The organism is Streptomyces sp. NPDC001709, assembly GCF_053596375.1.
Map to the genome: position 1 here is coordinate 162,273 of NZ_JBSFGB010000012.1, position 23,160 is coordinate 185,432.

Consider the following 23,160-nt stretch of genomic DNA (forward strand, 5'->3'; position numbering starts at 1 on the left):
CGCCTGATTCCTACGTCCTGTCCCTCATCCAACCCCCAGCCGAAAGACCCGTCGTGATCAACGTGTACGTTCAGCACGAAACCGCGCGCAGCGAGGAACTGGGCGAGCGAATCCACAACCTCCTCACACAGGCGATGCCGGCGGTGGAGAAGGTCACCGGCCTGGCCATGCCGGACCGCGTCACCGTCGAGCTCGTGGACGTGGAAGGGCTCGCAATAGCTTGGAGCGCGTTCACACGCCGCCAGGCTGAGCGTGACACCGCGGGGCTGGACCTCACCGCGTGGCAGCGGAGGATGGTGGCCTCGCTGCCGGTGTCTGCGCGTTACGCGGCGATCAAAGTCGGGATGAGTGAGGAATACACCCTCATCGCGAACAGCGCTGGCAGGCCGTCAACACTGATCGTTCCCGAGGCTCTGGACCGCCTTCGCCTGGACGGCAGCGATCAGCTGTGTGAACTACTGGTCCGCGCACTCGCCCAGCAGGCGCAGGTCGCGGCCTGCGAAGGATCCATCGTGCCGGCCCCGGTCTGGCCGCTGGTCCGGGCCAGCCGGGATGTCGCCACCCTCCTCAGCCACGGCCACGCGGAATGGACGAGCCGCCAGGCGACGCCGCTCATACTCAGCAAGGCTGTCGACCGCAACCGGCGCCGCAGGCAAGGAAACTGCCTGGAGATGGTGATCGGCCTGGCTGAGGTCGGACTGACCAGGCATCAGGCCCGCGCCACCGCTCTCGTCGACCAGGCCATGGCCGCTGTCGGCCCGGACCGCTTCAACCACGTATGGAGCGTGGCCGGTTTGCTTCCCACCTTCGACGAGATGCGTCATCCCGCCCGCTGGATCAAGCGCCTGCCCGCCTGACGTCCTCTACTGAGCCGCGCTTTCCGTGACTCCGCTTCTGCGCACCCTCGTACGGCAACGCGACTTCGCCAGCCCAACACGTGTGGCGCCGCAAGGACACAGCGGAATGGCGGCATGCCTGCGTGAAAGCCGAGCTTGGCCGCGTTGCCCCGGACCACAGCAACAACCGACGATGGAGAAGAACGTGACCAGCAGCGGAACCGAGCCCGCCGATCTGACGAGGCCCGCTTCCCGTGGCGCAGCGTGCCAAGGCACGCACGCGAGCAACGGTTTGTCCTGGCGACAGCACCTGCAGGAGTTGCCGGTCTACACACCGGGCGTACGGCTGACACCCGCTGACCGTGCGCGGTACGCAACCGCGGTAGCCGGTGCCCACCGCGCCGGCGGTTCCAAACGGGGCATCGCCTTCTTTCTGGGCTGCTCCCAGGCGCTCGTGCAACGCCTTCTGGACCTCGCAGAAGGCCTGGACGAGACAAGCGAGGCACACCGGGTAGAAAAGGCCCTGCGAAATAGTATCGCCGATGGCACCTACCGAGTCGGCGACGTGCTGCCCTCACGAAAACAGCTGTGCGTTCAATTCCGTGTCCGGGATGACTCCGTGCAGCGTGCTCTGGCCCGGCTGACGCAGGCAGGACTCACCCTCGGCGTCTCCGCGCTTGGCAGTGTGGTCACGGATCCTCAAGCCCCGCCGACTGGGCCCACTCTGCGGGTGCGCACGCGATCGGGGCGGATACAGACCTGGACCCTGCCCGGATCTCAGTCCCCGCGCATCCGCGATGTGATCACGTCCCGGATCAAGGACGGCATCTATCCGGAAGGCAGCAAGTTCCCCGGCGCGAAGGCGCTCACCGAGGAGTTCGGCATCACCGAGGGCACGTTGAAGTCCGCGCTCAGGCCCCTGAGGGCGCGGGGCATCCTCACTGGTATCCGACAGGGCGGGACCATTGTCCATTCCTCGGCCCGCACCCTGCTAGGGGATGCTGCGGAGCAGGAGGGCGCGTGATGCGGAAAACGCTCTGTGCCGCTTCCCGGAACATCCAGAAGAACGGCCGCCGGCTCGTAGGCGGTGATGACCGGCCGCCCAGCCCGTCACAGATCCTCCAGGCGTACACGCCCGATCTCGTCTTCCGCCAGGAGCTGACCGGCGCGGCAGCCGATGGACACCGCGTCGTGTTCGCCGAGGCGACCGCCGTGGGCCGTCTCTTCCCCTGCATGGCGGACGAGCACAAGGGGCGCAGCCGCAATCCCACGGGAGTGATGGTCAACCCGCGCCGTTTCGAGATCGCCGGCCATACCAACCACGACCTGCCTTTGAAGCAGCTTTGCCACGTGCAGGTCCGCCGCCCGAGCAAGCCCAGGACCCTGCACCCCGGGTCGCAGCATCTCTGCCACTTCGACTTCGATATGCGCGCCACCGAAGCCCGCCGGGCCACCAGCCCCGCCGATGGCGGCAACAGAGTCCTGCTCTGGTTCGACGGCAACAGCTACGTGCCCGGCGATGTAGCCAGCTTGGACTGGGACACGGGCGACGACCCCGTCCACGTCCAGCAACGCACCAGTGAACGTGATGGTCAGCGAGTGAGCGACACCCGCCCCATGGAGATCCTCACCCACGGCCGCCAGCCGGTCTTCATCGACCTCGCCGACCATGCGGCGACCACCCTTACCCCGCCACAGCCCCAGGCCCTGAAGCCCACCGCCAGTCTCCACCGCACCGACCAGGGGCCCCCACAGCGCATCGACTGGCTCCTCGGCACTCCCGACGTGGCCTCGGCGCTCGTCAAGGTCGAGGTCATCGACACCGCCGATGTCCGGCGCCGGACCGACCACGCCCTGCTCTTTGCATGGTCCGACCTCGACATGGTCGACGACATTCTGAGCACCCCGTGAGATGGGCGTCCGGCTCCTCCGGTCGGCCAGCGACCCCGGCCTGGGTCATCCCTACTCTGCCGGGCGATGATCCTGACCGGGAGGCGTACTTGCTGCTGGGCTCGGCCTGGCGTAGCTCTACAGCCCAGCTCGTCGACACCGGGGGCGGCTTCGACGCCGTACGGGCACCCCAGCCGTACGCTTCTGTGGCCCTGGACCAGCTGTGCGAATTCGGCGTGCGTCGTGGTGCGGTGGCTGCCAATGGTGACTGGTGGATGTTCTTCGTCCCGCCGGGCTCCAACGGTCCGTGGCCGTCGTATGTCGCCTACGTCAGCGGCCCCGCCGTTTGGGTACCGCCGCGCAGCGCACGCACCAACGACCGCCAGCTGCGGTGGATCACCCGCAAGCCGGCCGGACGACTCCTCACCGACCCCGTATCCCTGTGTGCCGCACTCAGCACGCCGACAGACGCGGGGCCTCCGTTAGTAGGCCCCGCCCCCGACCGCTCACGACGTCAATCGGCAGGCCGCCGATGATACGACCTTCAGGAGGCACACCTTTGCGCAGCCAGATCGACACCTCGGTCCCCAATTCGGCACGTGTATGGAACTACTTGATGGGAGGCAAGGACCATTACGAACCTGACCGGTTGGCCGGCGAGGAATATCTCAAGATCGCCCCGCAGGCCGCGACGATGGCCCGCGAATCCCGCGAGTTTCTGATCCGCGCGGTGACCTACGCCTCGCGCGAGCTGGGCGTCCGACAGTTCCTCGACATCGGCACCGGACTGCCGACGTACGAGAACACCCACGAAGTCGCCCAGCGCATCGCCCCCGACGCCAGGATCGTGTACGTCGACAACGACCCGCTCGTCCTCGTACACGCCAGGGCCCTGCTGTACGGCACGAGCGAAGGCGTCGTCGACTACGTTGACGCGGACCTGCGCGAACCGGAGAAGATCCTCGAAGCCGCCGGCCAGATCCTCGACTTCACCAAGCCGGTCGCACTGCTGCTCATGGGCGTACTCGGCCACATCGAGGACTACAAGGAAGCGAAGGCGACCGTCCACCACCTGCAGACGGCGCTGTGCCCCGGCAGCTACTTCGTGCACTACGACGGCATCGACAGCAGCACCAGGCTCAAGGAAGCCCAGCAGGGTTACGACAACACCGGTGCCACCCCATACGTCCTGCGCAGCCCCACTCAGATCGCTGCCTACTACGAAGGACTCGAAATCCTGGAACCCGGTATCGTCTCTTGTCCGCTGTGGCGCCCCGAGTTCGGCGCTTCCCCCGAGCCGACGGACGTCTACGGAGGCATCGCGCGTAAGCCATGATCCGCGCTGTTTCCGCTGATCAATCCCTCTTATTAGGACCTGACAGTAGCAATGTGTGCAGCAGTGGGCTGATCACGAGCCTCCCGGCCCAGCTCCCATAGGCGTTGATGTGGCGTAGGAGCGATCCGGCGGGGTGCAGTGGGAGCAGGAGATCAGCTCCTGGTCGGGGCGTTGGTTCAGCCCGCCCTGCGGGATTGCTGCTCGACATGACTCCGTCAGACGGGAGCGCGAAAGAGAGCCGCCCGCCCAACGGGACGCAAGCGTCCCCTCCTCGAAGACCCCGGGACAGTCAGAGAGGGGGCTGCCACTTCGCAGCACCCGTACCTGGGATGAGTCCTGCGCCCCTGCGGGCGCCGAAGGGGGGAAGGCGCGTGGCACCAACATCACTGCGCCGTGGTACTTCAGCCTCCCGCCTCCGAGGCGCCAGGCGCTGCCGGGAATGGGCGCTTGAGGCCGCAACCCGACTCCTTCTGGATGGAGCCCTGGCGCCAGGGCTCTTGCCAGGGTGGGACGAACCACTCCCAGGCACCCCGGACGCGCGGCCGGAGACGTCGTACGGATTGCATGCTTTTCCCGAGGAAGACCTCGACCTCGGCGACCCGGACGCTGGCACTGCCGATGGGGACGCACGGCAGTACGTGGTCGTGGCCGCTTCGTGGTTGGAATCCTGTGGACCGGACTGGCGAGACTTCGACGCGGGAGATTGGCAGGAATCGGCACGCCGATGGCATCACATGACCGGTCTGCCGATTCACCCCGCCGTGCAGGACCTTCTGTATGAACGGTACGGACCGGCGTCCCTGAGTGCGACCAGGGAGCTGGACGACCTCGCCGAGGCGGTCCATCACGCGGGACATCCGTGGACTGGACAGGACCTCATCGACCTGGCCACAGTCACCCTCGCCGCAATGCATCACAGTGCACTCCCAGGCCTGCGCCGCGCTGCGTCCGCCTACCTGGGCCAGCTTGCTGCGAAACCAGCTGCGGTCAGCAGCCCAGGCTTCACGCCCGTCGAAGACAGCACGACTGGCAAGCCGGTGTGGGCCGCGCCAGCTACCGCCCTCGCCCAGCATGCTGGGCTTGACACCTCCCGCCTGAGGGGCACGCTCACCGAGCTTGAGAATGTCCTGACGAGCTTCGAACGGGATAGCGCTGACTGCACCCTGGACATCCTCAACGCCCGGGCTCTGGAGTTGGCGGCAGCGGCCAGCCGCGTGAGCAGAGCGCGCTGCGCACAAGACCCGAAGGCTGAAGACCGACTGAAGGTGCTGGCACGCCGACGGCTGACAGAACTGGAACGCGCTACGTGGGCCGCCGCCACGAACAGGGAAGCGCACCACCCGCCGACCAGCACTGAGATGACCATCAGCAGAGAGCAAATGCGTACCGCGCTGATCGAAGAGCACTACTCGCGCCTCGAACGGCTATGGCACCAGCATGCCAGCGATGCGGGTTCCCGCACGGCCTGGTGCGCGGGCCGGACGCGACAGCGTGTGACTGCGGCTCTAGCCCCGCAGGGCGAGGCGGCCATGGAGGATCGAGCATGAGTGGCAACGGCGCGATTGTCTACGTCCTGCCCGACAACGAAGAGACCCAGTCACCACTCAAGGCCGCCCAGTGGTGGCTTGCTGCCGACCGCCCGTCCCTACCTGCGCCAACGCTCATGGTCGAGATCAGATCTGCAGGGCCGGAGGCCAGCCTCACAATGCTCGCGGATCCGCGCAGCCTACTGGCCATGGCGCGTACAGAAGCCGGCATTGTCCCCTGTACGGATTGCGAAGGCAGTGGACAAGCCGCACGTAATGGCAACATATCGGCAGGGAACGGCGCCACCAACCAGTCCGCGGAACACTGCGCCGGGTGCGCCGGCCGGGGCTACACCGGCCCGGCACCAGCAGACCATCCACTCTTCATCGCCGAGGCGGACTGGATCCTGGCCAGGCTTCCTGGCAGCGAACTCCCCGATGAAGGACACTGGCAGCGAGCTGCCCGAGCCTGGACGCGCCTTGCGCAACCTGCCCTACTTCCCAGCATCGGAAGGGCCCGGGCACACGCAGGCAACTGGCAAGCCTCGCAGGCATTCAGAAGCGAGCTTCAGGCACTTGCCGCGACCAAGGCAGTCCCCACAGCCATCTCGGTAGCCCGAGGCCACGAGCATCTCCTCGCGGACTGGGCAGTCGTGCAGGCCGCGGCCCCTCACGACACCGAAGCTGCAGCCCAGGCGGCAGCCCTCCTGCGAGAACTGACCGAACAGCTCTTTCCGGCCGCAGTTGCCGATCCGACGGAATCACTGAGAAGCACCGAGACCAACCCTCGTCTCATCACGGCCTTGACGATATGCGCACTGGCGAACCCCAGTACAGGAGCCGCTGAGGCTGCAGAGGTCCTGCGCCGCGCTGTCGACCCGACCCGACCGTCGAGAGGGACGGCCAGCTCCGCAGTGCTCGAAGCGGTCGTGCCTGCCTTGAATCCCGCCGCGGCACCTGGCCAGAACTCCGCCAGCGCGGTGCTCGACCGCCTTGCCGAGACGACCGCAGCCGCCATACGAGCTCATGGCAGCAGCGCGCACCCCCGTCTGCTTCGAGAACAAGACCGTGCCGCGGAGGCACTGCGCAACGCACTCCTGGGAAGCGCGGCGGTGCTTCTGTCGCGAGAAAGGAGCCACCAGATCACTGAGCAGGCCGCAGCCACCGACATGCGGCGCCCAACTGCCCAGGCACCGCGCCATGAACCCCCGGCTCCAGGCACGCCCGGCCCGGGACGCCGAACACCCGGCCGCTGAAATCCGGAGCTGACATGCCGCTGCTCACACTTTCGTCCCGGTCAACTTGTTCCTCCAGTGCGCGTGAGCTGATCAACTCCGGACAGAGGCGCGGCGGTGCAACGTGAGATCCCCAACGCAGTCCGACCCCGAAGAAAGGAACACGAGCGCGGGCCACCTCGTGCCACCAGCCGGCACACCAGAGGAACGGCCCGAACCTGGTTTCGTCACCCGGGTAACCCCTCCGGCGTGCACGGCAATTGACCGGTCCTGGTGGGCGGGTGCCTACGGTCAGTGGGACACGTCCAATGTGGGGCGCAAGGGTGTTCCTCCCGCCATGGTCAAGTTCGCGCGTGAGGCGGAGGCGGCGGGATGGGCCGTTGCGCTGAGAGCCGGAACCGTCGACGCTGCGGACGGTGAATCGTCGCTCGGCGTGTGGGAGTGCGAGGCATCTGGCACGGCGCACGACAGCCGACAAGGCGGGGAGTCGCTTGCCGTTCTTTCCCTGATGTGGACGCAGGAGGACGGGCGTAAGCGCTGGACGTTCGATACCGAGCGTTCCGGGGCGGAGTTCGGCGGCCGGGTCCTGACCGGCTACGTGACGCTGGAGGACTACCGGCGCACCCTGTCTCAAGCTCGGGTCCGGCAAGTGGACCCCGTGGCAGAGGCAGCGGAGACTGCCGCCCGAGAAGCCGCGGAACGAGCGGAACTTGAAGCGGCGGACGCAGCCCAACGAGCAGAGTACGCGGCGGATGCTGCCGAATACGCACGCCAGTGGGAGCGCGCAACGGATCAGCAGGCTGAACGGTTCGGCGCCTGGGCGGCGGACAGTGGCGTGCTGTGGCTGGGGGACTATGCGGCAGCGTGGCGGACCTGGTCCGCGACCGAATCGGCGGCAGCTGAGGCATACGCGGCCGTAATGGCCGAGTGCCGGGCCCACCGTGAGGAGATCTCTCGGCTCTGGTCGGTGGACCGCATGGAGCGTGAGCACGTGCCTCACGGTGCCGCGCTCGCGCACGAGGTGGCCGAGTCGGCGACGCGTGAAGTGAAGACACTCATGGCCCGCGCAGCCAAGGCGGAAGGCACCCCGGGCGCCGCGGACATGATCCGTCGTGAGGTGCTGCCCGCGCTCGTGTCGGCGCGTGAAGCGCTCGAGGCGTACGACGCGCACCGGTCGGAGGAGACACGCGAGCACACCCTGAGGGCGTCGGCGGACGCTGACCAGGTGCGGCCGGCCGTTGCGGTGCCACAGCGTGACGCTGCAGCGGACGCAGCGGCGCCGGTTGCTCCAGCCGCGTCCACGGCAGCGTCTGACATCGACGCGGACGCCGTGGCACGCGGTACGGCGCTGGTGAACAGGACTCTGTCGGAGATCGAGTGGCACCGGGACGCCCCGGAGTCGTCCGCTCCGGTCGACCTGGTCACGCTCGCTCGTGAGGCCGCCGGGCGTGGCTGGTCGGTCAAGGTCGGCCGTTCCATGACGGGCCGTGAAGGGCTTGGGTGGGCCCTGTCGCTGTCGGGCGAGGTGGCGGTGCCAGCAGGTGGACCGGTGACGGTGGTCTACACAGGCATGTGGACGGGCAGGCCGAAGTTTCACCGGGCGGTCAAGCGGGTCGGTAGCACACGCATGGACCGGCCCTTGATGTGGCCGGAGTTCCGCAAGGTGGTGCGTACGGCGGAACTCGTGACGGCGGCCCCCGAGGCAGACCAGGGCGACGCTCCCCAGGCGGCGCGGGCTGCGGCGCGCGGGGAAACGATAGCTCGGGAGGTCGTTCCGCGGGCGGGTGAGGACTCCCACAGCCACTTGGGCGAGTCGGGGATGCTCGGCGCGGTTCGGGTGGAGCAAGGCGCGCCAGTCGCGTACGCGGCTGACGTTGTGTCGGATCCGGGCGGGGTGGATGCGTGGGAGTCCGAGGGCGGCGTGCTGGAGGGCGCGGGCCGGCCGCTGCTGATCTGCCACGGTAAGGGGGGCGGCGTGTTCCCCGTTGCGTTCCGTGGCCCGTATGAGGGAACGGTGCGCCTGTCGCGTGACGTGCGGTTGCACACGGTGCGGGGGGAGCTTGCGGCGGCGCGGGAGCGTGTCGAGTCGGCGGAGTTCATCGCACAGGAGCGTGCCGCCTGGTCCGCGGACATGCGGGAGCTGGAGCGGGAGGCCCGCCGTAGCGCGGGTGTGCTCGGGGATCATGTGTGGCTCAGCGCAGAGCACGCGGGTGACTGGCGTACGCACGCGTACGACGTGGCGCTTGCTGCCGACCGTGCGGCGCGGAACGCGCGGGATGCGGTGCGTGCTCTGGAGCAGGAAGAGTCCGCGATCGTGACGGAGCAGGGGCTGGCGGGGGAACGCGTAGCGGCAGCAGGTGCGCATCTGGCGCGGTTGCATGCGGGGGAGGTCCAGGCCGGTCGTGGCGCGTGGCTGTCCGAGGACGGCGAGGCGGCGATGGTGTTCACCCTGCCGTGGGACGCGTCGCAGGACGTAGCGCGGATTCCGGGGGGAGTGCCGGCGGATCAAATCACGGGGTATGCGGCATTCGTCGATGTGCTCGGGGACGCTGTGGCCGCGCGGGATGAGCGGCGCGCCCTGACGGCAAAAGACGTTCCCGGCCGTAACCGCATGGGTGGCCACGGCCCGGATACGGACCTGCGGCGCGCCATCGTGAACGCGTCCAAGGGGTTGGACGCCAAACCCTGGAAGGCTCCGAAAGTCCCTGAGACCGGAACGCCGTTGGATGCCGAGACCCTGGCAACGTGGGACACGGTGGGGGACGTCGTGGCGGAGACCGAGGCGGCCCCCGGGGTGTGGCTGCCCATGGCTGCCGTAAGCCTCGCGGAAGTGTCCATGGCCAACGGGTGGACCGTGGCAATGCAGCGCGACGGGGACACGGTCGCGGTCCGGGTGGCGGGGGCGGCGGTCAAGAAGGGTAAGCCGCTGCCGTACGAGCTGCTCGCAGTGTGGGTTGACGGCGTGTGGAGTGAGGACCACTCGGCAGCGTGGGTGTCCGGGCGCCGGGTGACGGCCAAGCGGGCGTTGCTGTGGTCGGCGCCGGTCAAGGTCGGGCGCTCGGGTACTCATCAGGAACCGTCGCTCCTTTCCACGGTGCAGCACAAAGCGGAGCCGGGGACACTCGGGGTGCGCACGCCGGAATGGTCGGCACCTGCTCCCGCCGGGGTGTCGGACCCAGGGAGCACGGAGGGGTGGGAGGGCGAGGGGGGCGCCCTGGCCGACGGCGAAACGGCACCCGTGGATGACCCCGGAGTGTATGTGGGTGCCACGGTCGATGGCGGGCAATTCATGCCGGCCATTCCGACTGGCCGCAGGGAAGAGCTTCCCCCGCCGGCAATCCGCGACGAGGCGCTCAGCCAGCGGGCGTACTTGTTCAACGCCGGGAAGGCCGGACTGTGGGTACACGTCACCGGTCCCCGCGATGAGCACACCAGCCCTGCTGAACACATGGCGACCAGCGACAGTATCGCCGCGTTCGCGGTTGCCTCTCTGACTCCCGAAGCTGCAGATGCGGTCCTGTCCGCGCACGGATGGGAGCGCCGCGGGGCATGGGACTCCGACAACTCCGCACCCGTGACCCTTGTCCCAGCCTCGGAACTGCGCACGCCCGCCGCGCCCACGCCGGGACCAGCACCGGCCCCGGCGACACCGACACCCGCGCCCAACGCCCCGACAGGCGAACCCACCGCCAGCTCTGGCGACCGCACCGAGAAGTCGCCGGAAGAGATCACAGAGGGGGCCACGGTGGCCGAGGAGCCGACCGACGGAGAGCCGACTGAGACGTCCGCTCAGGTGTTGGCGGGCATGCCACGCAATGCGGGTGTGCTCTTCCACGAGGCGGCCGACCGGGGTTGGGACGTTCGCGCGGAGCGCCATTGGACGGGCCACGCATGGGTGCGCCAGATCGTGATCACGGGGCTTGTAATGGTGCCCAAGGGGCTGGAGGAGGTAGAGCACGTAGCGGCGTGGTCGGAAGACAAAGGCGGCTATATGCCGTCTGCGTCGTCGGCCGGCTTCAAAGATGTCCGGTCGGCCGTTGCAGCCCAGATGCCCGTGAGCCGTGAGGCGGAAGAGTCCGGCCGGACCGTGTGGGGGCGGGATGCCGCTACCTGGGTACGTGAGATGGACACGGCGGCCGCGAAGATCACGGCCGGTCTGGCGGACGTACGCGACGCGTACAACGCACTGGACGGTACGGGGCCGGTCGGCCATCGGGCCGTCGAGATAGCGGGGGCCGCCTACCTGGAAGCGGCGGATGCGGAGCGGCGCGCCGTCGACGCCGTCAAGGCCGCCCGGGCGTGGCTCGCCGACTCCAACGGCGAGGATGCCCGCGGGTGCGCTGCCTGGCGGCGCGTGATCGTCCTCGCCACTAAGCGGGTGACCGACGCGGCCGAAAGGATTGCGGGCGCCGTCGACCGCGCGGAGTGCGAGGAACTCGCTGCCCCCGTGATCGCGGAAGCTCAGGACAGGCTGAACGCGCAAGAGACGGCATGGCGTGAGCGCTTGGCGGCCGAGGGCCGTACGCCGACGGCGCGCGGGTACGGCTCCCTGATCTACATGCTCGAGGACTCGGCACGCGACTGGGCGGCTTGGTTCGATGGCTACACGGATAACAACGGCGTAGCCCACGACCCCCAGGGTGACGCCTCCCTGTCGATGGTCGCGCAGTACGACGCATGGGGGGCCGAAAGGGCCGCCCGCTCGAACGGCCGTCAGGTGTCGTTCCCGTCGCGGTACACGTACGCGTCAAACCTGGCCAGCGACCGGCAGAGCGCAGCGGCCGTGGCGTTCGCCCTGGCGGTCGGTGAGTACATCGCGGCGCCGGACGATGACGACGTATCCCCGATGGGCCGGGGCACCCGTGCTCTCCTCGCCGACATCGCGGCCGTGCGCCGGAACCCGAAGGGTTTTGCCACGGCGAATGAGCGCAAGCACCTTGCCGAGTGGGTCACGTACCCGCACGGCGACAACTACCGGCCCGGGGCGGCCGGGTTCGCCGAGCATGCGCCGGAGCTGTGGGAGGCGTACGAGACTGCGGCCCGGGCGTATGCGGGTGTGCAGCACTTCCGACACGCCCTTGTATGGGATCGGAAGCATGCGGCTGAACGGGCCGAGGAGATCAGGGAAGCGGACGCCGAGGGGCTCGCCAGTCTCACGGCCGCCCGTGAAGCGCGCCGGGTGTCGGGGCGCGAGGCGGAGGAGTGGGCCGCGGCCGTCGAGCGGTTCACAACGGCCCGTGTGCGGGTGAATGAGGCATCGGCTCTCGCAGCCGGGGATGTGGAGCGGGCCGAGGCATGCGGGGAGCGCGTACGCGAGTCTGACGAGCTGGCGGATGACGTGTGGTCGGCCGTTCGGTTCTGCCGTGAGGCGTACGACGACGTCCACAGTGCGAAGCGCGACGCCGACCATTACGCGGAGTCGGCGGAGGTCTACCGAGAAGCCGGACGGCTCGCGGACTACGTGGCCGAGTGTGTACGGATGGAAGACGCGGCGCAGCGTGCCGAATCGGGGCGTGAGGAGACGCTGAACCTTTACGGGTGCGCGTTCGAGGACGCCACGAGGGCCGAAGAGGCCCGGCAGACGGCCTGCGCGGCGGACGTCGCCGGGCAGGCCGCCGCCGTCGTCGAGGTGATCGCGTTTCACCAGTCGCCCGGCGTCGTTGGCCGCGTCGTCTGCCAGTGTGGCGCCGTGCACGCGGGGTACTTCCCGTTGCGCTCCCGCGGCCTCAGGGGTGAGCAGCCCTCCGGCATGGCTGACCTGACCGACTGGGACATTGACGACGCGCTGGCCGCCCGTGGCCTGGCAGCCTCGGCCGACCGTGACCAGTGGTCGCGCGGCGTCCTGGTCACGACCGAGGACGGCACGGCCGGTTTCGCTACCCGCATCCCGGTGACGATGGACCGGCGGGCAGCCGAGGCGTACGAGGCCAGCCGCGCGGAGCGGCAGGAGGTGGCGCAGGCCGCGCCTGTCGAGGAGGAGGTGCCGGAGGTCGCAGACGAACCGGAAACGGCCGAGGCGGGCGCGGCGCCGCCAGACTTGTCGCCCCTATGGGCTAGTGAAGCCGTAGAGGCCCGTACGCAGGCGATCGAGTTTTCGGCCAAGGGCACGCGCCAGCCGAAGGGCTCCCCGGTTCGGCCTGTGGAGGGGGAGCGCGGGGTGTGGGAGTGCGGGGGCCGGCTCTACTCCGTGAGCCACAACGGGCGGGATGAGTCCCTGTGGGGCGACGGCTACCCGAACACGGTGCACGACATCACGGAGGTTCGTGCGCGCCGTGGCGGGTTCGGTCCGGCAGCGCCGATCATCGGGCACGCGCACGGGACGGCCGACGCCCGGAAGCTCATCCGCATGTACGCCCGTGAGGTCGTCGATCTGATCGCCGCACAGGAGGCCGAGGCGGGCGAGGCTGCCCGGCAGGCGGAAAGCGGGCGGATCGCGTCCCTGTCCGGCGCTGAGCTGGCGGCCGAACAGGTGGAGCGGGCGCACGGCATGGTCGCGACTGTGGCGGACGCCGTAGGGCCGTCGGGGGAGCTGGCGCGGCGGACGGCAGCGGCTGAGCTGGCGGCGGCCGAGGCGCACGCCAGCCGCTACGACACCCCCCAGGCGGACGCCGAGACGGACGGCCAGGAGGCGGTCGGGGACGTGGAGACGGACGTACATGGGGCGCAGCTTCGGGCGGCGCTCATCGAGGGCGAGACGATCGCCCCCGTGTCGTTCACCGACCGGCGCGAACCGTCGGCGGGCTGGATCCTGACAACGGCGGGCGGGCATACGTTCCGGCTGCGCCCCGTGACGTACTCCCGTCCGGATGAGAACCAGTGGGAAGCCGGCCACGACGGTGACGGCTCCTACTGGTGGGCTGCGAACCTGGACGACCGGCCCCTTACCGCCGTGCTGGCGCGAATCCGTGAGGACTCGGCGACCCGCACCCGGTTCGCTTCCCTGTGGGCCCGGTACGGGCACCTGACGGCGCAGGCCCCCAAGTTCGAGACGACCACAGACCGCGTCCAACTCGAAGAGGGCGTGTACTTGGTCCGCCGGTTCGGCTCCATCGGCCTTATTGCGTCGTGCCGGTGGGGCTGGGAACACCTGACCGACCCGGACGGCGCACAGGGCCGCACCGGCGAGGACTGGTCCCGGAAGGGCCCGGATAACCGGCAGTACGTCGCTGAGTGGAAGATTTGGAACCTTGCCCAGGGCGCCATTCCGAACGCGCGGCTCCGCGTCGTAGCCCAGCTCACGGACGACATGACTGGCACGCCGGACGCCTACTGCGATGCTTCGGCGCCGTACGTCGGCAAGTGCAGTGCGAAGCGCTCGGGCTCCCGGTACACGGTCGCCGTCGTCACCGACCAGGGAGCCGAGCTTGGCCGCTACACCGTGTGCGCGCGGTGCCTGTCTCACAGGCTTTTGAACGAGGAGGACGGCCGCGACGGGCGCACCGGTCACCGCGACGTTCAAAGCCTCGCTCAGGCCCTTGCCAAGGGGGATCCGAAGGTGTGCGCCCTGCACTGGCAGCAGTGGCCCGACCGGATCGCCGAGGTTGCCGGACAGATGCTGTCGGCTGCGCTGGACGCCGGGGAGGTCGCCCCGTGGCCCGCTCAGGCCCTGGCCGATCAGATCATCGCCGAGGCGTGCGAAGCCGGGGACGACCGCGCCAAGCGTGAAGCGCGGGCGGAGGTCAAGGCTGCGGGTGGGGACGCGAAGGCGCAGAAGAGGGCTGCGGAGGAGGCAGCTGCGGCGCGCCAGGATCGGGCCGCGCTGGTCGCCGGGCAGGGCGCAGCCGGGCGCGCGTTCTCGGCTCGGATCCGGGCGGAGTCGGCCAGTAAGGAGACCGCCCGACACCTGGAGGCGGGAGACCGCGCCAAAGCGGAGAAGGCAGCGGGGAAGGCGTCGGAGTGGGCGGTCACCGCCATCGAAGCGGCCGAGGCCGCGACCGCTGCCGGGTACGGGCCGACGGAGGACGAGGCCCGCGCGGACATGGAAGCGGCGACCGAGGCCGCCCGCGCGGCCGTCGCAACCCTCACCGGCCCCGCCGGCCCGGGGGCGGAAGGTAGTGACGCTGCGCCAGAGCCAGCCGAGGAGGCGCCCGGGGTCGTCGACGTCAATGCGCTGACCGTCACCCCGCAAGACCGCGACGGTGAGCCGTCCCGGTATGAGTTCACCGTCACCGGCCCTGGGCTGACCGTCGGCGAGTACAAGATTTCCCACGACTGCCAGGGCAAGGACGCCCGGGGGATCATGTGGCGGGCGTACTGGCACGGCGTAGAACCGTCGGGCCGGTGGGACGTGATCAGCATCGGATCCGGTGAGGGCAAGGGCGCGGCCCTGGCGGCCGTCGCTGAACATGCCGCCGAGACCGGCGGGGATCTGGCGGCCGGGTTCGCCGCCGCCCGCCGCATGCACTACGACGCCGGGCTGTGGATACTGCCAGACGTCGGGGAGTCGGAGACGATCGAGTACCACCCTGACGGCTCGTGGACGATCACCGCCGAAACCGGCGCCCGGTACACGGTCCGCCGGGCGTGGGAAGGCCGCGACGCCTCCAACGACCTTGCGCCGCTCCTGGTCGAGGACGAGGCGGGTGCCCTGGTCGCATCCTGCACCGCCGTCGACGGCTACATGTCCGCATGGGTGCCGATGCTGGAACGGCTCCGCCTCCACGCCCGGGCAGTTGCTGATGAGGTGCAACACCGGGCGGCCGTCACCCTTGGGGGGCCGGGACAGTCATGGGTCGAGGCGTGGTGTGTGTGCGGCTGGACCGAGCGCGCCGACGTCGCCAAATTCGCCGACCGTGCCCCCGCTGGTGAGGCGCTGGCCTTGGCGCACCAGCGGGCCCACGACCCGCAGATGTCAGCAGCCGACGCCCACGAGTTCGGGGCAGAGACCGAACACGCAGAACTCTCTCCGTCGGCAATACATGACGACGCCCACACGCCAGCCGCGCCGGCGATCCCGAGCGTCTACATGGCGGTCCCGGCTGCCCGTGCGGCGGCGGTCGACCTCGCGGAATCCGCGTGGGGTGTCGAGTGTGACCGGCACGGGCCGGTGACCGTGTGGGTCGACATGCACGGCGAGACGTGCCCGCAGCACCGTGCCGGATGGTGCGAGACCCGCGCGGACGCCGAGCACGCAGCCGCACTGCACCTGGACGCGCACGCGCGTCGAGATGCGGACGTCATGACCCCGGCCGAGATCGAGCGTGCGGAGGCGCTGAACTGGTCGGCTGCACAGTCCGACATTGTGAATTGGGTCGCAGACGGCAAGGTCGGTGAGTACCCGGACGGGTTCTTTGCCCTCGATGTCGCCTACGACAAGCCCGATGTTTCCCGGAAGCTGAACCGCAACCGTGTGCTGAACCTGTGGGCGTCCGGCCACCTGCTGGTCGACCTGGACACGAACGGGGCCCGCCGCTTCACCCTCTCCCCGGAGACGGAGGCCGCGCGCAAGCTCTACAACCAGGCGCGGCGCCTGCGGATGATCGAGGCCGCGGTGAAGGACAACTCGTTCGGCGTGTCGAAGGCAGAGCGCGACGCCTACCCGCTCATGTCGGAGCGGCGCACCTTCGACGGGGAAGAGCCCTGGCAGGAGGCGCCGGAACATGACGTCCGGATCATCTGTCACGACGGTGACAAGGTGTCTGCATACAACCGGGGTCACTCCCTGCGGTGTGTGTGCGGTTGGATCCAGTACCGGCCGGAGGCGGACGCGGACATGGCCGAACGGCTCGCGGCCGAACACGTCAACTCTGCTCCGGAAGAGGCGCCGGAAGCGGCGCCGGTCGAAGAGCTGCGGGCGTACATGTTCAACGCGGGCAAGGCGGGCCTGTTCGTTCACGTCACCGGTCCGCGTCAGGAGCACGTGAACGCGGATGAACACGTGGCCACGTCGGCCAGTGTGGAGTCATTCAAGGTGGAGGCGCTGACCGGCGCGGACGCCGATGCGGCGCTAGCGGCGGCCGGCTGGGAGCGGAGTGGCCCGTGGGACGAGGACCGGTCGGCGCCTGTACAGCGTGCCACGCCGGCCGCCGAGGCTGACCCCGCGCCGGTCGTGCTTCCGGCAGAACCGCTCACGCTCATCGCGGACCCGGTACGGCCCGCGCTGCCCGCCGGTGAGTCGGCCGAGACGAGTGGCGGTCGCACCCGCCTGCAGGTCCTTGAGGCAGAGGAGCCCCGACCCGCCCGCCACGCACCTAAGCCGCAGGAGAAGCCGAAGCCGTCGGAAGGACAGCAGGAGCAGGGGGCTTTGTTCGACCTTGCTCAGCCGGAGTCCCAGAGGCCCGTCACCACCCCGGACAATGCCCTTGAGCAAGATGAGACAGCGACAGCACGCATGGTCGCGAACCGGCTCCCCGATCTCCCACCGCTGCCGAAGTTGGCCGGCCTGTCCCACCAGGATAAGGAAGCGATACGCCGTATCCGCAAGGACTACGAGCAGATCCGGGAGTCGCTGGATGGCATCCGCGACGGGAACCCGCCGACCGCCGACGCCCGCGAGGACCTGCGCCGCGTCCGCGAGCAACTCGACTACATCGCACAGCGCCTGACCGGAGAACTTCTTGGCGACCACGAGCAAGTGAGCGTCGCCCGCGCAGGCATGCTCGACCTCGGCACCGACCTTGACGAGGCGCTGCAGACGCTCCCCGATCGCGCCCCGCAGCCACAGGGCGACGGCCCCAACGGCGGCACCCTGTACCACCCATGGGATCTGCAGGACGGCGACCTGGTCTCCTTCCAGGCAGATGACGGCGTCAACAACCGTATCGCCCCGTACTACGGCACATTCTGCGGCGCTTCGTCGACGTCCGGCAGCCGCACCCTAGTCTCCTACGAGGGCCGGGAGTGGAACGAAGACCGGCAGCAGTGGGAGAACCGCGGCATCCGCCACACTGTCACCATGCCGCAGCGCGGCCTGGTGGAGAAGTTCACCCCGGAGCAATGGGACGCCTGGCGGCGCCCGGACCAGACCAGCAACGGCTCGGCAGCCGCCGACACGAGCACAGACACTGCGCAGGTCCCGGACACTCCAATCCGACAGACATCGCCAGCAACCATGGCCAAGGTCGACGGGGCTGACGCAGGCGACAGCCCCAACGTCACGGAGGTCGGAACGGCTGGCCCGGGCGGAGACCGACCGACCACCGGCGAGGGTGGTTCGTCCGATGTCGACGACCAGGACGGTGCGGTCCTGGATGTCAGGAACAACTCAGCGCTGAATCCCCTCGAAGTTCATGCGAGCGGACCGCTGGTAGACGTAGACGAAGATGCTGCTTCGGGACCGCGCCCGCACCCAGTGCTCACCCTTGGAGAGGCGCCTCCAGCTGTCGCCACCGCACCGCTGGAGGACTCCAGGGCGCCGGTGCCGCGCGCACGACCAGCAGACACACTCCTACGTCCCGGCCGGCTGCTTCACGCCGACGGCACGTCTCTGGTCCTGCACCAGTCCTTTCCTGGCAAGGCGGCGACCTCGCATCCGGTGACAGCGCACGGGGCGGCCCCCGCTCCCTTCGGGACCGGCGAGTGGCAGGTCGTGCTCGATGAGAATGGAAGTCGGATGGTCGTTCATCCGGCGCTCATCAGCCGCCAGGGCACCCCACGGTACCCCGGTGTCGAAGACCCTGAGGAAGTGGCACGCTGGGCGGCTTTGGACGGGTCCGAGGCGAGCGGCGAAGACGTCGCTGTCCTTCCCGCACGGTATGTGCGCCCCGGTGACCGCCTGGCTGTCACCCGCAGCGTGAAAGACAAGGAGGTCACCGAATACCTCGAGGTCACACGCCTCCGCAGCCACAGCCCGGGGGAGCAGGCCGGCAGCGGACTGGAATTCACCCTGGCGGGGCCCCGCGGCGGAACCAGGAGGGTCACCCTCGAACCAACTGCGCACGTCACCATCGCGCACCCTACGACCCACCCCGCCGTAACGGCTCCCGCAGACGGGCGCCCCATCACCACACGCCTGCTCCGGGAGCTCTGGGCCGAGGGACCACAAATCCGGCAGGTGCACGACCCGGACACACTCAAACTGATCGCCGACGGGCAGTTTGCGCTGCACCAGCAGATCGACCGCAGCTGGGAACTCCTCCCCGCCACCACCGCCACGGTCATCTGGCCCAGCGAGTACATCTACGGCTTCGACGGCGAGCCGCCATGGCCCCTGGCGGGCTTCCCTGATGCCGACGAGGCCAAGGAGTTCGCGAACCGCCTTACCAGTGTCCTCTGCCATGGAGGACCCGGAACGATCGACTTCGCGTCTCCGGACTTCCCTGTGGCTGCACAGACCTGGCGCACCGAATACGGGGCTCCCCTGTACCTTGCCCTGCTCGGCGAACGTGCCGACTTCGACCGATCTCACGGCCGCGCCGACTCACACGCGGCCACGGAATACCTCAAGTTCGAAGCAGGCGCAAGACGACCGCAGGCACCGGCCGGCCACCAGTGGGCGGACCAGCTGGAATCCGGAGACCTGGTCCTGCTCGAGATGGATGACGAACTCAGGCTGTTCGACATCAGAAGCCGAACCATCAGCAAGAGCGGCCTCGTCAAGCTCGTCCTCGACACGGACGACACGGTCCTCCTTGCCCGCAATATGACCGTGCCGAGCGACACCACACGCCCAGTCACCGCCAACGGAGTGGCCTACGCGGACCTTCAGGCTGGCTGGGCCGTCCCCGAAGGAGCCTGGGTAGAACTCGACCCCGTAGATCTGGACCCTGAGCTGCAGCGGTCCCTGGAACATCCACAACTTCGGGACCCCGGATCGCGAATACGAGCGAAGCTCAGCACACGCGACGACGACACCTACTCGATACGCCTCAGCCAGATCCGCCTGGTCACAGCAGCCCAAGAGCGACACACTCTGGCCCAAGACCTGGTCATAGAGCAGCCCGACCTCCTGGTCCGGCTTCACCCATCCACGGCGGCCGCCGAAGAGGCCCCGCAGCTACCATCGGGACAAACACTCACCAACGGCAGTCAAGGCCCCAGTCCCGCCCCCGCGCCGGCAGCCACAAGCAGCAGGCCCACCGCCTTGCCGCCCACAGACCAGCTATCGGGCGCTGCCTCAACTGGCATCGGTGCGGTTCGTTCTGAAGGCGACACACCCGCTCCCGAAGCGGCCCACCCGAACCCAGAGGAGACCGCCGACCAACAGGCCGCCACACCAGCGACGCTTGCGCCACGCCCTAATCCAGATAGGCAACGCCGCGCCCAAGAGATCGCCGACGCCGCTACCGCCGCGACCCGCCCTGAACAGGTCAGAGAACTCTGGGAGGCGGCACGCAGCGAATCACTGCCTCCAGACACCCCGGTTGAAACGCCCGACGGGACAAAGCCACTGCGGTCCTACCTCACGGTCCGGGGCCAGGACGTGGCGGCGCGCACCGCTGCGACAGACGCCACGCCTGCCGCAGAACACCCCGCACCATCGCCCGACGACACGCCCTCGGCCTCAGACACGCCCGAGCGGCCTGAACCTCACAACGCGAAGATGGCCGAAGCCGAACCGGTCCAGGAAAAAGCCGCTCTGTACGAGCTCGCCAATTCGGTCCTCGGCAGCGAACAAGCACCCGCGGCACCCACCGTGCTCGCAGACCTCAATGGAATCACCCTCTACCACATGGTCAGTGCGGTACCGCCGGAAGCAGCCGACGCCCAGGTCGGCTCCCGATGGCTCTACCTGGGGCTGACCGACGACACCTCCAACCCCTACATCCCGATCGCGGTCATCTCCGACGCGGACCTCTCCCGCATCCCCGCCCCAGACTTCGAGCACGCGGTTTCTACATGGGCACATGCCGCCGAACCCGGACTGGTCAACCTCTCCGACACGGCAGCGCCAGTCGGCGGACGCAGTCAGCAAGAACACCACGCCGCAGCAGCCGCCGCAGCAGCGAAGACCTCCGACGAGCCCGCGCCCCTGGACGAGAGGTCCATCGCTCGCACAGCGCGCCAGAAACTCCCAGAGCTTCCCCAGTTGCCACAGCCGGCCCGCAGGCGCCCGAGCGAGGCCGCGGTGACAACGGAGCGAGACAGGCGCGTCCTGCAGCCATACGAGCACGCCGCACGGGCCCTCAGCAGCGTCAGTGAAGGACATCCAGTAACAGGCGATGCCCGCGAAGACCTCCGTCGAGCACGCCACTTCCTCGGGGATGTCGCCCAGGCCCTGGCCGAGTACGACAGTCACATGCCGGACTCCGCTCATGCCCGATCCGTCCGGGCGCAGCTGGAAGATATGGGCACGGGCATCGAGCAAGCCTTGACCACCCTGCCCGAGCGCCGCCCACAACTGCTCGGAGACGGACCCAATGGCGGGGCGCTCCTGCACCCGTGGGACCTCGCCGGCGAAGACTTGATCAGCTTCCTGGGCCGCGACCCCATGGAGCCGGGGGACAAAACGAAGCCCTATACAGGGCGCTTCCGCCGTCTCCTCATGCCGGATCTCAAGTGGGACGAACTGGGCAGCACGCCCGTGCAGTTTGAGCTGGTGACCTGGAACGAGATGCGAGGGGAGTGGGAAGCAGACGGGCTCGAGCACTACGCGACCATCCCTGCCGGCGGGCTCGTGGAGCGCCTCACTCCCGCGCAGTGGAATGCGTGGCTTCGCCCGCAGCAGCCCGCCCCGGCCAAGCTGGTTGATGAAAGGGAGCCGGTGCAGGACGCCAACGGCGAACCTCGCCCGCCGAGCACCAGCCCCGCGCCAGACACCGTGACACCTCGCCGCGGCGCACGTGCCCGCGGCGGAACGGGTGAGTCCGACGAGACCCAACTAGCCGCCCCCCGCCCCGAAATCGCCGCCGACGCCGATGACGACGTCCGTGACGGCCCGGCGCAGGACAACGATGGCGACGATATGACTGAACGTCAGCGCCGCGACGACTCGGTCGCCTCACAGCGCCAAGGGTCAACGGCAGTCCGGCCGGAGCCCTCCCCACCTCGCGCGGACCTGCTTCAGACTCATCCCGCCGGCACCGAGGCAACTCAGGCCAGCCCCACGTCACCAGTCGAACGCGCCCCGGAGTCGCGCACAGAGGGTGCTGACCGCCGAGAGGGGGTCAACGCGCCACCTGCCGGGAACGTCGGCACCGTCGCGGAGAAACAAGGCCTTCAGGCAGCGGTCTCGACCACAGAGGACCGAGCCCGCAGGACCCGCGACCGCCACGACCGGCCCGAAGATCACCTCAACGCCCTCCGTGAACTGTTCGAGGCCCTCGCTGCTTCAGCCAGCGGCTCCAGCACATCCACGGTAAACGCCTCCTTCGGCGCACCTGCAGCGCAGGAAACCAAGCCAGCCCGACTAGGCCTGCCCCCAGCCCTCACCCGTGCCCGAGCGGACCTGAACACCTACATTGAGGCGATCAACGACTCCCCGCGCACCACGCCACGGCTCCGCACCGAGCTGGGCGTCCTCATCGCGCAGATCGACCAGACACTGCCGCAAGTGAACGCAATCCACGCCAGCCAACGCCCCACGCTCCTGATCAGAGCACTCGACCTGCTCGTTCGCACAGCGGAACGCCTCAAGGACCTCGCCGCCCGACTGCATGCCCCGGCGGCCAGCCAACGTATCGAGCAGCTCACAGAACGCCTGCGCGGCACCCGCCCTCAACCCGCCGCGCCTCTGCTGGCGCCCCGCGGCGACCAGCGGCTCCAGGCCTACGCCACCACCCAGCGCACCATCGAGACCCAGCTGGCCACACCCGGTCTCCCCTTGGAACAGCGACACGCCCTCCAAGAGGAGTGGCTCCTCAACCGAGCACGTTGGCACAACCACTACAAGGCCCACCATGGAGAACCACCCGAGGGACTCATCCCCCAGAACGGGAACCGGATCGCCGGCTACCCCACGACACCTTCCCTACGACCCAGAATCATCGAGGAGCTGGGCGACTACCTCCGCAGGCGGGCCAGGGATCTTTCCTCTGTACCAGCGACCGCTGCCCAGGCGGAGCTCTTCGTCATCCTGGCCGCCGCGTATGAAAAGCACTCGCCTCCCACATCCCCCATGAGTGCCTCACTACAGCCACCACTGAGCACCGTCCGCTCGAAGCAGGCCGCAGACCGCCCGGATGTCCGTGCTGCCGCGCGCCGCCTGGCCTCCGAGGCCACCCGGCGAGCAGCCCACACATCTGGCGCTGCGCTCCCGCCTCGTACTAGCGACCGCACGGTCGCTACGCAGTCGGAGCAGCAGCGGACAGTGCATCCAGCCTCTGCGTCCGCAGGCCGTGGCCCTTCCCCGACCTGATCTTCACCGCAGTCGACGCACCGGGAATCCAGGTCCGCCACGCTTAGAGCCCGCGCAGACAGGTGGGGCCGGGCACCCGGCCCACCTTGCGCGGGCTCTTACG

The 23,160-nt window shown here is 69.0% G+C and carries 7 protein-coding genes; all 7 read left to right on the forward strand.

The features are described from left to right. The first annotated feature begins 53 nt into the window (after positions 1-53). The 7 genes from ACWC0C_RS19670 (at position 54) to ACWC0C_RS19700 (ending at position 23,057) form a co-directional block, all read left to right on the forward strand. Positions 54-857, forward strand: coding sequence for a zinc-dependent metalloprotease (locus ACWC0C_RS19670; RefSeq protein WP_450865044.1), 804 nt, complete (start codon positions 54-56; stop codon positions 855-857). A 172-nt stretch (positions 858-1,029) separates the two neighbouring features. Continuing rightward, complete coding sequence (locus ACWC0C_RS19675; RefSeq protein ID WP_450865045.1) at positions 1,030-1,860, forward strand: GntR family transcriptional regulator; 831 nt, start codon at positions 1,030-1,032, stop codon at positions 1,858-1,860. Beyond that, positions 1,860-2,747, forward strand: coding sequence for an endonuclease/exonuclease/phosphatase family protein (locus ACWC0C_RS19680; RefSeq protein ID WP_450865046.1), 888 nt, complete (start codon positions 1,860-1,862; stop codon positions 2,745-2,747). The genes ACWC0C_RS19675 and ACWC0C_RS19680 overlap by 1 nt, the downstream gene beginning before the upstream one ends. A 511-nt stretch (positions 2,748-3,258) precedes the next feature. Continuing rightward, entirely contained in the window at positions 3,259-4,062 is an 804-nt protein-coding gene (locus ACWC0C_RS19685; protein ID WP_450865047.1) for an SAM-dependent methyltransferase, read from the forward strand. A gap of 734 nt (positions 4,063-4,796) precedes the next feature. Next, complete coding sequence (locus tag ACWC0C_RS19690) at positions 4,797-5,609, forward strand: hypothetical protein (RefSeq protein WP_450865048.1); 813 nt, start codon at positions 4,797-4,799, stop codon at positions 5,607-5,609. Beyond that, positions 5,606-6,844: a hypothetical protein gene (locus ACWC0C_RS19695; RefSeq protein ID WP_450865049.1), complete on the forward strand. Its 1,239-nt coding sequence runs from the start codon at positions 5,606-5,608 to the stop codon at positions 6,842-6,844. The genes ACWC0C_RS19690 and ACWC0C_RS19695 overlap by 4 nt, the downstream gene beginning before the upstream one ends. Before the next feature lie 316 nt (positions 6,845-7,160). Further along, complete coding sequence (locus ACWC0C_RS19700) at positions 7,161-23,057, forward strand: hypothetical protein (RefSeq protein ID WP_450865050.1); 15,897 nt, start codon at positions 7,161-7,163, stop codon at positions 23,055-23,057. Positions 23,058-23,160: the final 103 nt, after the last annotated feature.